11 protein-coding genes are annotated in these 13,640 nt (G+C 68.4%); 7 read left to right on the top strand and 4 right to left on the bottom strand.

The genetic code is table 11. The features are described from left to right. Nucleotides 1–69 precede the first annotated feature (69 nt). The 4 genes from OB895_RS09925 (at nt 70) to OB895_RS09910 (ending at nt 6,743) form a co-directional block, all read left to right on the top strand. Nucleotides 70–1,299: a sugar ABC transporter substrate-binding protein gene (locus tag OB895_RS09925; RefSeq protein ID WP_079112096.1), complete on the top strand. Its 1,230-nt coding sequence runs from the start codon at nt 70–72 to the stop codon at nt 1,297–1,299. A 113-nt stretch (nt 1,300–1,412) separates the two neighbouring features. Next, entirely contained in the window at nt 1,413–3,035 is a 1,623-nt protein-coding gene (locus OB895_RS09920) for an ABC transporter permease subunit (RefSeq protein ID WP_042538177.1), read from the top strand. Beyond that, on the top strand, nt 3,035–3,946 hold the full coding sequence (locus tag OB895_RS09915; protein ID WP_056510605.1) for a sugar ABC transporter permease: 912 nt from the start codon (nt 3,035–3,037) through the stop codon (nt 3,944–3,946). Before OB895_RS09920 ends, OB895_RS09915 begins: the two co-directional genes overlap by 1 nt. Nucleotides 3,947–3,977: 31 nt before the next feature. Beyond that, entirely contained in the window at nt 3,978–6,743 is a 2,766-nt protein-coding gene (locus tag OB895_RS09910) for a glycosyl hydrolase 53 family protein (protein WP_079112097.1), read from the top strand. A gap of 172 nt (nt 6,744–6,915) precedes the next feature. Here OB895_RS09910 and OB895_RS09905 read toward each other — a convergent pair whose 3' ends face one another. After that, the gene (locus tag OB895_RS09905; RefSeq protein ID WP_042538169.1) at nt 6,916–7,758 is read right to left on the bottom strand and encodes an alpha/beta fold hydrolase; all 843 of its coding nucleotides are present in this window, start codon (nt 7,756–7,758) and stop codon (nt 6,916–6,918) included. Between the two features lie 96 nt (nt 7,759–7,854). On the opposite strand from OB895_RS09905, the gene OB895_RS09900 reads away from it, so the two are divergent. From OB895_RS09900 to OB895_RS09890, 3 genes are all read left to right on the top strand, one after another. Beyond that, complete coding sequence (locus OB895_RS09900; RefSeq protein ID WP_042538167.1) at nt 7,855–8,418, top strand: TetR/AcrR family transcriptional regulator; 564 nt, start codon at nt 7,855–7,857, stop codon at nt 8,416–8,418. A 97-nt stretch (nt 8,419–8,515) separates the two neighbouring features. Beyond that, nucleotides 8,516–9,310, top strand: coding sequence for a TspO-related membrane protein (locus OB895_RS09895; RefSeq protein WP_079113884.1), 795 nt, complete (start codon nt 8,516–8,518; stop codon nt 9,308–9,310). A 31-nt stretch (nt 9,311–9,341) separates the two neighbouring features. Then, complete coding sequence (locus OB895_RS09890) at nt 9,342–9,614, top strand: DUF1905 domain-containing protein (RefSeq protein WP_079112098.1); 273 nt, start codon at nt 9,342–9,344, stop codon at nt 9,612–9,614. A gap of 124 nt (nt 9,615–9,738) precedes the next feature. Here OB895_RS09890 and OB895_RS09885 read toward each other — a convergent pair whose 3' ends face one another. Genes OB895_RS09885 through kdpC form a run of 3 tightly spaced genes read right to left on the bottom strand, consistent with a single transcriptional unit; the run spans nt 9,739 to nt 13,543 of the window. After that, entirely contained in the window at nt 9,739–10,410 is a 672-nt protein-coding gene (locus tag OB895_RS09885; protein ID WP_042538161.1) for a response regulator, read from the bottom strand. Beyond that, nucleotides 10,407–12,929, bottom strand: coding sequence for an ATP-binding protein (locus OB895_RS09880; protein ID WP_079113885.1), 2,523 nt, complete (start codon nt 12,927–12,929; stop codon nt 10,407–10,409). Before OB895_RS09880 ends, OB895_RS09885 begins: the two co-directional genes overlap by 4 nt. Before the next feature lie 14 nt (nt 12,930–12,943). Then, the gene (gene kdpC / locus OB895_RS09875) at nt 12,944–13,543 is read right to left on the bottom strand and encodes a potassium-transporting ATPase subunit KdpC (protein WP_079112099.1); all 600 of its coding nucleotides are present in this window, start codon (nt 13,541–13,543) and stop codon (nt 12,944–12,946) included. Between the last annotated feature and the right edge of the window lie 97 nt (nt 13,544–13,640).

Genomic DNA, 13,640 nt, shown 5'->3' with positions numbered 1-13,640 from the left:
ACACAGCAATACCCACCCCGGTCGCGATGACGCGCAGCGCATCGTCGGCCACGACAGATAGGAAAACGCATGCGCAAGCACATCGGAGTCGGCGCACTCGCTCTGGCCGCGGCCGTGGTCCTCGCGGGCTGCTCCGCCGGCGCACCCGAAGGCGGCGGCGACGACGCCGCATCCGGCGACGGCGCTGAACTCGTCATCTGGACGGATGCCGAGCGCGAAGCCGCGATCACCGCAGCCGCCGAGGCGTTCGAAGAGGAGACCGGAGCCAAGGTCACCCTCGTGCAGAAGAACTTCGAGGACCTCCGCAACGACTTCATCGCGCAGGTCCCGACCGGCGAGGGACCCGACATCACGGTCGGCGCGCACGACTGGCTCGGCGCGCTCGTCGCGGCCGGTGTCGTCGACACGATCGACCTCGGCGACAAGGCGTCGGAGTTCGAGCAGGTCGCCCTCGACGCCATGACCTACGACGGCCAGCTGTATGCGATGCCGTACTCGCTCGAGACCATCGCCCTCGTGCAGAACGTCGACCTCGTCGGCGCAGAGGCCCCGGCCACCTGGGACGACATGATCGCCAAGGGCGTCGCGGCGGGCACCGAGCGTCCGTTCGTCATCAACACCGGCGGCGAGACCGGCGACGGATACACGATGTACGGACTGCAGACCTCGTTCGGCGCCCCCGTCTTCGTGCAGGACGACACCGGCTCGTACACGAGCGAGGTCGGCATGGGCGGAGCACCCGGCGAGGCGTTCGCCAGCTGGCTCGGGGCCAACGGCTCGAGCGGCACCGGCTACATCTCGACCACCGTCGACTACGACATCAACAACGAGCTGTTCGCGTCGGGCAAGGCCCCGTACACGATCCAGGGCCCGTGGGCCATCAGCGCGTTCGAGGGAATCAACGTCGCCGTGAACCCGATCCCCTCTGCGGGCGGCGAGCCCGCAGCCCCGTTCGTCGGCGTGCAGGGCTTCTACCTCTCGAGCAAGAGCAAGAACGCCCTTCTCGCCCAGGAGTTCCTCGTGAACTACCTCGGCACCGAAGACGCGCAGCGTGCCCTCTACGAGGCCGACCCCCGCATCCCCGCGTGGTCGACGCTCGCCGACGAGGTCTCGTCCGACCCGATCACCGCCGGCTTCGTGGCCTCCGCCCAGAGCGGCGTGCCGATGCCGTCGATCCCCGAGATGGGTTCTGTCTGGGATCTCTGGAACGCCGCGCAGGCGCAGATCATCAACGGCGCCGACCCCGTGTCGACGTGGAACACCATGGTCGCCGACCTCGAGACGACTCTCGCGGGTTGACCCGACTTGTGGGGCGTTTCGTCTCGGTCGCTTCGCTCCTTCGCTCAACGAACATTCCCGGTCGTTGAGCGAGCGGAGCGAGACGAAACGCCCCGCCAGACAGGACTGATGACATGACGATCCAGGCACCACCGGCCGAGGCCCCCACCCCCGTGGTGAAGCCCTCGCGCGAATCCCACGCCCGTCGCTTCCGCGGCCTCGGCTGGGGCTTCCTCATCAAGCTCGCCCTGATGGCGTTGGTCAACGCCTTCGGCATCATGACCGCGATCTCGGCCTGGAGTGCCGAGTCGTGGATCGTTCTCGGCGTCGTCGTGCTGCTGGTCATCATCGCCGACTGGGTGTACTTCACCCGCAAGGCGCTGCCGCTGAAATACCTGCTCCCCGGGCTGATCTTCCTGCTCGTCTTCCAGGTCTTCATCTTCGGCTACACGGCGTACATCGCCTTCACGAACTACGGCACCGGTCACGTCGGCACGCAGGAGCAGGCGGTCGAGGCCGCGCTGATCCAGGGCGAGCGTCGCATCGAGGGCTCGTCGGACTACCCGCTCTCGATCGTGCAGCGCGGCGACGAGCTCGGCTTCGCGATCGTCGACGACGACGGCGACGTGCAGGTCGGATCCGCGACCGAACCGCTGACCACCGCATCCGATGCCGAGATCGGCACCACCGGCGCCCCGAGCGAGGTGCCCGGGTGGGAGGTCGTCCCGCGGGCGACCGTGCTGACCGATCCGACACTCGGAGCGACGATCAAGGACCTCAGGGTGCCGGTCTCGGACGACCCGAACGACGGCTCGATCCGCACCCGAGAGGGCTCGACCGGCTCGGTCTACGAACCGACGCTGGTGTGGGATGCCGAGGCGCAGACGATCACCGACACGCAGTCGGGCACGGTCTACACGGCCACGGATCTCGGTGCGTTCGTGGCTGCAGACGGCACGGCGCTGCCGACGGGGTGGTCGGTGAACGTCGGATTCGCCAACTTCCTCAAGCTCTTCACGGATGCGAACCTCGCGGGCACCCTGTTGAGCGTCACGGTCTGGACCTTCGCGTTCGCGATCCTGTCGGTCGTGCTGAGCTTCGCCGTCGGACTCGGCCTCGCGATCGTCTACAACGACCCGCGCGTCAAGGGTCGCCGGTTCCTGCGAGCGCTGTTCATCCTTCCCTACGCGTTCCCCGCATTCATGGCCGCGCTGCTGTTCCGCGGCATGTTCAACGCCGAGTTCGGCGTGATCAACGACCTGTTCTTCTTCGGCTCGCAGATCAACTGGCTCGGCGACCCGTGGCTCACCCGAGCCGCGGTGATCTTCGTGAACGTGTGGCTGAGCTACCCGTACTGGTTCCTCGTGTGCACGGGCGCGCTGCAGTCGCTGCCGGGCGAGACGCTCGAAGCGGCCGAGATCGACGGGGCGAACAAGCTGCAGCGCTTCCGCGCGATCGTGCTGCCGCTGCTGCTCGTGTCGACGGCCCCCCTGCTGATCGCCTCGTTCGCCGTCGCGTTCAACAACTTCACCGTGATCTACACCTTCAACAACGGCGGGCCGGCCATCGCCGGCGCTCCGTACGCACTGGGCTCGACCGACATCCTGGTCTCGGCCATCTACGACGTCTCCGGAGTCTCGGGTGGTGCGGCCGACTACGGCCTCGCGAGCGCGCTGTCGATCATCGCCTTCATCGTGGTCGGTCTCATCTCAGCGCTGAGCTTCCGACAGACCCGCAAGCTCGAGGAGTACCAGTGATGAGTGAGACAAGAGTCATCGTGACCGGTTCATCGAAAGAAGCGGATGCCGCGCGCGCAGGCGCTCGACGGCGTCGGTGGTGGGGCGAGGTCGGATGGAAGTACATCCTGGCCGCAGGCGTGCTGTTCTTCGCCGCGTTCCCGCTCGTCTACGTGCTGTCTGCGTCGCTCAACCCGAACGGCAGCCTTGCGGCATCCAGCGCTCTGTTCAGTGCGTTCGATCCCGCGAACTACATCGCCCTCGGCGAATCGCGCTACTGGGTGTGGTTCGGCAACACCCTGCTGATCGGCGGCGTGACCGCGGTGGGCTCGGTGCTGATGGGAGCCTGCGGCGCCTATGCGTTCTCGCGCTTCCGCTTCAGCGGGCGACGCGCGAGCCTCACCACCCTGCTCGTGCTGCAGATGTTCCCGCAGGCGCTGGCGTTCATCGCCATCTTCCTGATGCTGCAGACCCTCGGCGACGTGGTCCCTGCTCTCGGCATCAACTCGAAGATCGCCCTGATCTGCGTCTACCTCGGCGGCGCACTCGGCGCGAACACGTTCCTGATGTACGGCTTCTTCAACACGATCCCGGTCGAGATCGACGAGTCCGCGAAGATTGACGGCGCCAGCCACGCGCAGATCTTCTGGCGGCTCATCATGCCGCTGGTCGTGCCGATCCTCGCGGTCGTCGCCCTGCTCGCGTTCCTCGCGGCGTTCGGCGACTTCATCCTGTCGAAGATCATCCTCACCTCCGAGGACAACTGGACCCTCGCCGTCGGCATGTACCAGTGGGTCTCGAACCAGCTGACCTCGCGCTGGGGGCTCTTCGCCGCCGGTGTCGTCGTCGCCGCCGTGCCCGTGCTCGCGCTGTTCTTCTCGCTGCAGAAGTACATCGTCGGCGGGCTCACCCAGGGATCCGTCAAGGGCTGATCCTCTCTTCCGCACCGCTCGAAAGGCCGTCATGCACCGTCGCACGCGTTCCCTTCTCTCCTCCGCCCTGGCCACGGTCACCGCCGTCGCCCTGATCGGCGTCGCGCTGCCGGCGTCGGCCGCGCCATCCCAGGCATCCGTGCCGGCTGCTGTCGCCGCCACCGAACCGGTGGATGCCGGCATCACCGTCCCTCGGGTCGAGAACCTGCCCGACGACTTCATCGGCGGCGTCGACGTGTCGTCGGTGCTGTCTCTCGAAGAGTCGGGCGTCGTGTTCCGAGACTCCGACGGCACGCCGGGCGATCTGTTCGAGATCCTCGCCGACGCCGGGGTCACCGATGTGCGGGTGCGCGTGTGGAACGACCCGTTCGACGCGAACGGCAACGGCTACGGCGGCGGCGATGTCGACGTCGATCGTGCGATCGAGATCTCGCAGCGCGCGACGGATGCCGGACTCGGCGTGCTCGTCGACTTCCACTACTCCGACTTCTGGGCAGACCCCGCCAAGCAGCAGGTGCCCAAGGCCTGGGAGGGGATGACGGCTGACCAGGTCGCCGCCGAGGTCGGCACCTTCACCCGTGATGCCGTGCGACGACTGGTGGATGCGGGCGTCGACCTGCGCATGGTGCAGGTGGGCAACGAGACCAACGGCGGCGTGGCCGGGGTGCGCGGCTGGGATGACATGGCGAAGGTGTTCTCGGCAGGCTCCGCCGCCGTGCGCGCCGAAGCGCCCGACACCCTCGTCGCCGTGCACTTCACCAACCCCGAGCGGGCCGGCTTCTATGCCGACGTCGCAGCCCAGCTCGACCGCCGCGACGTCGACTACGACGTGTTCGCGTCGTCGTACTATCCGTTCTGGCACGGCACCCCCGAGAACCTCACGGCGGTGCTCTCGCACGTCGCCGAGACGTACGGCAAGAAGGTCATGGTCGCCGAGACCTCGTGGGCGTTCACGCTCGACGACGGAGACGGCCACGGCAATGTGGTCGACCTGCCGTCCGAGGCGACGCAGTATCCGGTGAGCGTGCAGGGTCAGGCCGATGCGGTGCGCGCGGTCGTGCAGGCTGTCGCCGACGTCGGTGAGGCCGGCATCGGCGTGTACTACTGGGAGCCCGCATGGCTGCCAGTCGGCACGCCCGCTCAGCTCGATGCGAACAAGGTGCTCTGGGAGCGCGACGGCTCGGGGTGGGCGTCGAGCTTCGCCGGCGAGTACGAGCCGCATGATGCCGGCCAGTGGTTCGGCGGATCGGCGTGGGACAACCAGGCGCTGTTCGGGTTCGACGGCACGGCATCCGATGCGCTGAACATCTTCTCCTACGTGCGCACCGGAGCCCAGGCCCCTCGCGCGGTCGAGTCGGTGCAGCCCGTGGCGCTGCAGCTGGTCGAGGGTGATGCGGTCGAGCTGCCCGGCGAAGTGTCCGTGCTCTACAACGACGGCTCGTCGGAGCAGCAGGCGGTCACGTGGTCGACCGGGGCGGAGTACATCGAGGGCGTCGGCGAGTATGCGATCGCGGGCGTGACGGAAGCGGGACTCGCGGCCTCCGCCACAGTGTCGGTCGCGGCGCGCAACTATCTGCGCAACCCTGGATTCGAGGATGCGGACACGAGCATGTGGAGCGCGACCGGGTCGGGCCTCACCCTGCGAGCATGGGATGACCCTCGGAGCGGCACCCATTCGGCGCACTTCTACGCGGCATCCGGATACTCGTTCGAGCTGTCGCAGACCGTGAGCGGGCTGCCCGCAGGGTCGTACGTCGCTCGGGCATCGCTGCAGGGCGACGGTGAAGGCTCGGACGGGCGGGCTTCGCTGTCGCTCTCGTCGTCTGCAGCGGGCCCCGCTGCGGCCTTCGGGTTCGACGGCTGGCGGGTGTGGTCGACGCCGACGACCGAGGCGCTGCAAATGGGTGCCGAGGGCACGGCGACCGTGCGGATCTCCGCGGCGCTGCCGGCGGGGGCGTGGGGCACGATCGACGATCTCGAGCTCGTGCGCGAACCGATGCCCGGTGCCGACACCACGCAGCTGCGGGAGCGGCGCGACGCGGCTGCGGCTCTCGACCTGACGACGTATGTCGAGTCGTCGACGACCGCCATGCCCGGTGCGATCGCGCGTGCCGACATCGTGCTCGCAGCGATCAGCCCGAGTGAGGATGCCGTGGCAGGAGCCGTGGCGACGCTCGATGACGCCGTCGACGCACTCGTGCGGAAGGACTCGGCGACGGCCGCCCCGGCTCGTGGAGTGCTGTCGCACGACAACGGCCATGACACCGGGCTGCTCGACGGCGACTTCACGCTCACCATGAATCTGTGGTGGGGGCAGAACGCCACCAAGCTGCGAGTGTTCGAGAACGGTGTGCTGATCGAGACGGTGCCGCTGACGTTCGGAGGCACCGGTGCGCAGACGGCACAGGTCGCCGTGACCGGCAAGGCGAACGGCAGCTACGTCTACACCGGCGAACTGGTCAACTCGCGAGGCGTGACGGCGGTGAAGCCCGTGACGGTGAAGGTGAAGGATGCGGCTCCCGGCACACCCGTGCTGTCGGCCGACAACTGGGACGGCGACGGGTCGTACACGCTCACCGCCGACATGTGGTGGGGCACGAACGCGACCTCGTACCGCCTGTACGAAGACGGTGTGCTGATCTCCGAGGGCGACATGGTCGCGAACAGCCCCGCCGCGCAGCGTGTGACGGTGCCGGTGTCGGGGCGGTCGGTGGGAAAGCACACCTACCGTGTGGAGTTCGTGAACGCCGCGGGCAGTACTGAGAGCAAGACGCTCACGGTGGCGGTCAAGCGCTGACGGCATCCGGCTGCGTCCTGAATCCGTGGTCGGGTCAGCACCGGATGCTTCTGTTCGTTGAGCGAGCGGAGCGAGACGAAACGCGGTGAGGACACCGGAGCGTTGAGCCCCTGCATCCTCACCGCGTTTCGTCTCGTCGCTGCGCTCCTCGCTCAACGAACGGAAGGGTGCGTCACTTGCTGAGGAAGTCCTTCAGCGCGGCGTTGACCTCGTCGGCGTGGGTCCAGAGCAGGCCGTGCGGGGCGCCCTCGACCTCGACGTAGGTCGCCGCGGGCACTGCCTGGTGGAACCGGCGGGCGGTGGCGTCGATCGGCAGGATGTTGTCCTTGGTGCCGTGGAGGATCAGCGTGGGCTTGCCGGCATCGCGCACTGCATCCACGTCGCCGCGGAAGTCCTCGATCCACGACGAGACCACGGCGTAGGCGGCGACAGGAGCGCTGCCGATCGCGACGTTCCAGCTGCCGGTGACGGCCTCCTGGCTGATGCGCGAGCCGAGGTTCTCGTCGAGGTTGTAGAAGTTCTTGTAGAAGTCGGTGAACCAGGCGAAGCGGTCGCCCTTGGCTGCGGCCTCGATGCCGTCGAACACATCCTGCGGCACGCCCTCGGGGTTGTCATCGCGCTGCACGAGGAACGGTTCGAGCGAGGCGAGGAACGCGAGCTTGGCGACGCGGTCGTGGCCATACGTGGCGACGTAGCGGGCGAGCTCGCCGGTGCCCATCGAGAAGCCGACGAGCACGACGTCGCGCAGGTCGAGGGTCTCGAGCACCGTGTTGAGGTCGGCGGCGAAGGTGTCGTAGTCGTATCCGGTGCCGACCTTCGACGACTGACCGAACCCGCGGCGGTCGTAGGTGATGACGCGGTAGCCCTGAGCGAGGAGCTCGCGGGTCTGGCGCTCCCAGCTGTGTCCGTCGAGCGGGTAGCCGTGGATCAGGACGACGGGCTGGCCCGATCCCTGGTCTTCGTAGTAGAGCTCGATCGGGGTGCTGTTCTCGTTTCCGACGGTGATGTAACCCATGATCCTGATCCTTTTCGATCCTGTGAGAACGGTCGTTCTCGGCTGATGTTGTCCACTGTAGAGAACGCTCGTTCTCATGTCAAGTACACTGAGGATATGACGGAGCAAACGGTGCGTGAACAGATCCTTGCGGCGGCGGACGAGCTCTACTACCGCAAGGGATACGCGGCTGTCGGCATGGACGAGCTGAGGGCCGCGGCCGGCGTGTCGCTGCGCCGCCTCTATGCGCTGTTCCCGTCGAAGACCGACATCGTCACGGCTGTCCTCGCCCGCAAGCACGGGGAATGGGAGTCGGGACTCACGGGGGCGGTGGCGGATGCCGGGGCTGATCCGCGCGACAGACTGCTCGCCGTCTACGGGTATCTCGAGGACTGGTTCTGCACCGACGATTTCCGCGGATGCGCTTTCATCAACGCGTTCGGCGAGCTCGGCGGCACGAACCCCGAGGTGGCCAAGATCGTCCGCGACCACAAGGCCTCCTTCCAGGCGTATATGGCGGGGCTCGTGGTCGCGGCCGGGGCGCCGGCATCGCTCGCCGCGCAGCTGTCGATCCTCGCGGAGGGGGCGCAGAGCACCGCGGCCATCGCCGCCGATCCGCAGGTCGCCGTGCAGGCGCGCAATGCGGCCGAGGTGCTGATCGACGCCGCCGTCGCCGCCTGACCGGCGCACTCGAGGGATTTAGCTAGCCTGGCTAGCCTTCTCGGATGCCGGTGTCAAGGCTGGTGTGTTCCCGCGCTCACGCGCGTATGGTGCGAGCATGGAATCCCGGACGCAGGACATCGCCCGCCAGTCGATCATCATCGCCTCGGCCACGTTCATGCTGATAGCCGCGGCTGTGGGGTCCGGCGCCTTCGGAGGCACCTCGGTCAGCGAGCTGCAAGACGGAGCGCTCTCGGCGCAGGGGTCGTATCTCGCCCCGGCCGGCCCCGCCTTCTCGATCTGGTCGCTGATCTATCTCGGCCTCATCGCCTACACGGTGTGGCAGGCGCTTCCGCCGCAGCGGGCGGATGAACGTCAGCGTGCGGTCGGCGGATGGATCGCCGCATCGATGATCCTGAACGGGCTCTGGCTCGTGACGGCGCAGTTCCTGTCTCTTCCGCTGACGGTGCTCGTGATCGCACTGCTGCTCGCCACCCTCGCTCGTGTCATCGTGATCCTCGGCCGCAGCCGTGCCCGGACCTGGCCCGAGCGCATCGTGGTCGACGGCGCGAACGGCCTGCACTTCGGTTGGGTCACCATCGCGACCGTGGCCAACACGACGGCGTGGTTCACGCAGATCGCCCCGGCAGCGTGGGCAGACCAGGCTGAGATCTGGGCGGTCGCCGTGCTCGCCGTCGTGCTCGTGATCGGAGTGGCCAGCGCGCTCGTCACTCGACGCATCGCCCCCGCTCTCGCGACCGCGTGGGGCCTCGGCTGGCTGGCCGTCGGCCGCCTGACCGGCGAACCCGAGAGCACCGTCACCGCCATCGCCGCGATCATCGTCGCGATCGTCCTCGTCGCCGCAGGCGTCTGGGGAGTGCTGCGCCGCCCGCGCGCCGACATCGCGCTCTGATTCAGCGCTCGGTCGCGAATAGCCTGTTCTCATGAGTGCGGATCAGCTGAGCTTTCACACGACGATCGGTGTCGAGGTCAAGGGCGAGACGTGGAGTTGCGTCGAGATACCCGGCTCCGCCGAGTTCTTCGGAACCGGGAAGACGGTCAGGGTCGACGCCCTGATAGACGATGTGAAGCTCGAGAACGTCGGCGCGATGGTGACCGGTACGGGTGGACACATGGTGTCGCTGAACGCGAAGGCGCGGAAGTCGCTGGGCAAGGACATCGGCGACACCGTCGAGGTCACCATCATGAAGCGTTGATCACGCACACCGTTCACAATTCAGCACAGACTGCGGCCGAACGCCCTGAACCCGTCTATTCCGCCGGCCGCCGCAAGTTCATGCTGAGTTGTGAACCGGGAATGACGAGAACGGCACGCCGGGGTCAGAGGACGAGCCGGTAACCCATCCCCGACTCGGTGAGCAGGTGTGCCGGTGCGCTCGGTTCGGCCTCGAGCTTCTTGCGCAGCTGCGACATGTACAGCCGCAGGTAGCCGGAGTCGGAGACCTGCTCGCTGCCCCAGATCTCCTTCAGCAGATCCTGCCGAGTCACCAGGGCGCCCGGATGCCGGGCGAGATGCTCGAGCATGCGCCACTCGGTGGGCGTGAGATGAACCCGCGTGCCCGCCCTGGTGACGGTCTTCGTCGCGAGGTCGACCACGACGTCGCCGAATCCGACGGTCGACTCGCCGCCGGCCGGCACCGACCGGCGAGACAGCGCCCTCAGCCGCGCGAGCAGCTCGTCGACCTGGAACGGCTTGGTGACGAAGTCGTCGGCTCCCGCATCCAACGCCTCGACCTTGTCCGCTGATCCGGTGCGGCCGGAGACGACGATGATCGGCACGGTCGTCCAGCCGCGCAGCGCCTGGATCACCTCGATGCCGTCGAGCCGCGGCATGCCGAGGTCGAGCATGATGATGTCGGGGTGCGTCTGCGCGGCGGCGGCCACGGCAGCGGCACCGTCAGCGGCCACGACCACCTCGTAGCCGTGGGCGGCGAGGGTGATGCGCAGCGCCCGCACCATCTGCGGGTCGTCATCGGCGATGAGGAGCTTCACTCCGTCTCCTCCTGCGTGAGATCGGGCTCTCCTGCCAGCGGCAGCGAGATGACCATGGTGAGTCCACCGCCGGGGGTGTCCTCGGGTGTCAGGGTACCGCCCATGCCCTCGGCGAATCCGCGCGACAGCGCGAGGCCGAGGCCGAGACCGGTGGTGTTGTCGGTGTCGCCGAGGCGCTGGAACGGCTGGAAGATGCGGTCGCGATTCTCTGCCGGCACGCCTTTGCCCCGGTCGATGACGCGGATCTCCGCACGCTCGCCGAGGGTGCTCGTCGACACGATCACCCGACTGTCGGCGGGCGAGTGGCGGTGCGCGTTCGCGATCACGTTCACCAGCACTCTCTGCAGCAGCACCGGATCGGCCGACACCGACGGCAGGTCGGCGTCCAATGCCAGCTCCACGTCGTCGGGGCCGAGGCCGAGTTCATCGACCGCCGCCAGCACGGGACCCGCGACATCGAGTCGCATGCTCGAGACCGCGAGCACTCCCGCCTGCACGCGGCTGACGTCGAGCAGATCCGTGACCAGCGACGACAGGGTGGCGAGGCTCTCATCCGCCGTGGCGAGCAGTTCTTCCCGATCGGATGCCGACAGTCTGTGCGCCCCGCGGAGTCCGCCGATCGCGGCGACGGCCGAGGCGAGTGGTCGGCGAAGGTCGTGGCTCACCGCCGAGAGCAGCGCACTGCGCACCTGGTCGGTCTCGGCGAGAGCGGCGACCTCGCGCGCTGTGGCACGCAGGTCGGTGTGCTCGATCGCCGCCGCGAGCTGGGCGACGATCGCATCGAGCAGTCGCCGGGCGGGGGTGTCGAGGGGCTCGCCGTGCAGCTCGAGCACGGCGGGAGACGATCCGCCCGCGCCGACCGGAATCGAGGTGGCCCGACCGTCTGGCACGGGTTCGCCGTCGCTCGCCAGCACCTCGCCCTCGGCGGTGAGCAGGCGCACACCGGTGAGACCGAAGGCCTCGCGCGTGCGACTGACCATCGCGAGCACGGCGTTGTCTCCGCGGAGCACGTTGCCGGCGACCGCGGCGAGGAGTTCGGCCTCGGCGGCGGCGCGCTGGGCCGTACGGGCTCGCCGTGCGGCCTGGTCGACGATGATGCTGACGAGGATCGCGATGATCACATAGAGCGCGAGGGCGAGCACGTGCAGCGGATGCGCGATCGTGATGGTGAAGATCGGCGAGACGAACAGGAAGTCCAGTGTGATGCCCGAGAGCACCGCCGCGAAGACGGCCGGTCGCAGCCCGCCCACGAGCGCGACGATCACCACGAGCAGCTGGAAGGCCAACACCTCGACCGTGATCGACTCGGGACTGCGGAAGGCGAACATCGCCCACGAGAGCAGTGGTCCGACGATGAGCGCGATCACGAAGCCGAGCAGCTGGCGTCGCCAGCCGAGCGCGCCGCCGGTGATGCGGGGGAGCGCAGCGCGCCCGCCCGCGGCGGCGTGCGTCACGATGTGCACGTCGATGTCTCCCGAGCGGCGGATGACCTCCGACCCGATGCCGGGTCCGGTGAGCGCGGCCGCGAGGCGACCGCGTCGGCTGACGCCGATCACGAGCTGCGTGGCGTCGGCGCCGTGCGCGAACTCGACGAGCGTGCCGGGGATGTCGTCGCCGATGATCTGGTGAAAGCTGCCGCCGAGCGACTCGACCAGTGAGCGCTGGGCGGCCAGTGCCCCCGGGGTCTCGTCGCGGAGGCCGTCTTGTGCGGCGATGTGCACTGCGAGCAGCTCGCCACCGGCCGAGCGGGCGGCGATTCGGGCCCCTCGACGCAGCAGCGTCTCGCCCTCGGGGCCACCGGTGAGGGCGACGACCACGCGCTCGCGCGCCTGCCAGGTGCCCTCGATGCCGTGGTCGGCGCGGTAGCTGCGCAGCGCGCTGTCGACCTCGTCGGCGAGCCACAGCAGCGCGAGTTCGCGCAGCGCCGTCAGGTTTCCGAGGCGGAAGTAGTTCGACAGCGCCGCGTCGATCCGCTCGGCCGGGTAGACGAGGCCCGCCGAGAGTCGATCGCGCAGCGACTGCGGCGCCAGGTCGACGACCTCGATCTCGTCGGCGGCGCGCACCACGGCATCCGGAATGGTCTCCTGCTGAGCGATGCCCGTGATCTTCTCGACCACGGCGTTCAGCGACTCGATGTGCTGCACGTTCACGGTCGTGACGACGTCGATGCCCGCGTCGAGCAGCGCGTCGACGTCCTGCCAGCGCTTCGCGTTCTGCGAACCGGGGGTGTTGGTGTGGGCGAGCTCGTCGACCAGCGCGATCTCGGGGTGCCGGGCGAGAACCGCCTGCAGGTCCATCTCGCTCAGCGGCACGCCCCGGTGCAGATCGGTGCGGCGAGGCACCTCGGGGATGCCGATGGTCTGCGCCGCCGTCGCCGCGCGGTCGTGAGTCTCGACGATCGCGATCACGACGTCTCGGCCCTCGTCGAGCAGTCGGCGGCCTTCGACGAGCATCTCGAAGGTCTTGCCGACACCGGGGGCTGCGCCGAGCAGCACGCGGAGTCGGCCGCGTCGCGGCATCCGCTCTGCCGTCATCAGCCCTCCTGCTCATCGAGCGCGAGATTGAGTTCGGCGACGTTGATGCGTTCTTCGCCGAGGAATCCCAGATCCCGCCCTTGAATCCTAGACTCCACGAGGTCGCGCACCTGCTGTTCGGGCAGGCCGCGCTCCTCGGCCACCCGTGGCACCTGCAGCAGGGCGTAGGCGACGCTGATGTGCGGGTCGAGGCCCGAGCCCGATGCCGTCACTGCGTCGGCCGGAACGGCGTCGGGACTCGCTCCTTCGCGCTCCGCGATGGCCGCCTGACGCTCGCCGATCGCCGTGACGAGGTCGGGGTTCTCGGGCCCCAGGTTGCTGCCGCTCGAGCCCGCTCCGTCGTACCCGTCACCGGCGGCAGACGGACGCGACTGGAAGTACTCGGGAAGCGCCTCGCCGTCGGCATCCGTGAAGGACTGCCCGATCAGCGAGCTGCCCTTGTCGTCTGCGAGCGGCGAGCCGTTCGCCTGGAACGGCATCAGCAGCTGGCCGATGCCGGTGACGACCAGCGTGTAGCCGACGCCGAGCACGAGGGTGAGCACGAGCATCGCGCGGATGGCGACGCCGGTGGTGCGGGCCACGGTGCGGGAGGAGGACATGAGATGCCTTTCAAAGAAGTCGGTCGTTGAGCGAGGAGCGGGTGACCTCGCCCGGTCGTTGAGCGAGGAGCGAAGCCCCGAGACGAAACGCGGTGAG

This window comes from Microbacterium forte, assembly GCF_031885415.1.
In the GTDB taxonomy this organism is placed as follows: Bacteria; Actinomycetota; Actinomycetes; order Actinomycetales; family Microbacteriaceae; genus Microbacterium; species Microbacterium forte.
Note: the sequence above shows the minus strand (reverse complement) of the source record. Positions and strands in the feature narration are given on the sequence as shown.

Coding starts and splice junctions, on each gene's coding strand:
- OB895_RS09925 (WP_079112096.1), top strand. CDS start 70: ATGCGCAAGCACATCGGAGTCGGCGCACTCGCTCTGGCCGCGGCCGTG.
- OB895_RS09920 (WP_042538177.1), top strand. CDS start 1,413: ATGACGATCCAGGCACCACCGGCCGAGGCCCCCACCCCCGTGGTGAAG.
- OB895_RS09915 (WP_056510605.1), top strand. CDS start 3,035: ATGAGTGAGACAAGAGTCATCGTGACCGGTTCATCGAAAGAAGCGGAT.
- OB895_RS09910 (WP_079112097.1), top strand. CDS start 3,978: ATGCACCGTCGCACGCGTTCCCTTCTCTCCTCCGCCCTGGCCACGGTC.
- OB895_RS09905 (WP_042538169.1), bottom strand. CDS start 7,758: ATGGGTTACATCACCGTCGGAAACGAGAACAGCACCCCGATCGAGCTC.
- OB895_RS09900 (WP_042538167.1), top strand. CDS start 7,855: ATGACGGAGCAAACGGTGCGTGAACAGATCCTTGCGGCGGCGGACGAG.
- OB895_RS09895 (WP_079113884.1), top strand. CDS start 8,516: ATGGAATCCCGGACGCAGGACATCGCCCGCCAGTCGATCATCATCGCC.
- OB895_RS09890 (WP_079112098.1), top strand. CDS start 9,342: ATGAGTGCGGATCAGCTGAGCTTTCACACGACGATCGGTGTCGAGGTC.
- OB895_RS09880 (WP_079113885.1), bottom strand. CDS start 12,929: ATGCCGCGACGCGGCCGACTCCGCGTGCTGCTCGGCGCAGCCCCCGGT.
- kdpC (WP_079112099.1), bottom strand. CDS start 13,543: ATGTCCTCCTCCCGCACCGTGGCCCGCACCACCGGCGTCGCCATCCGC.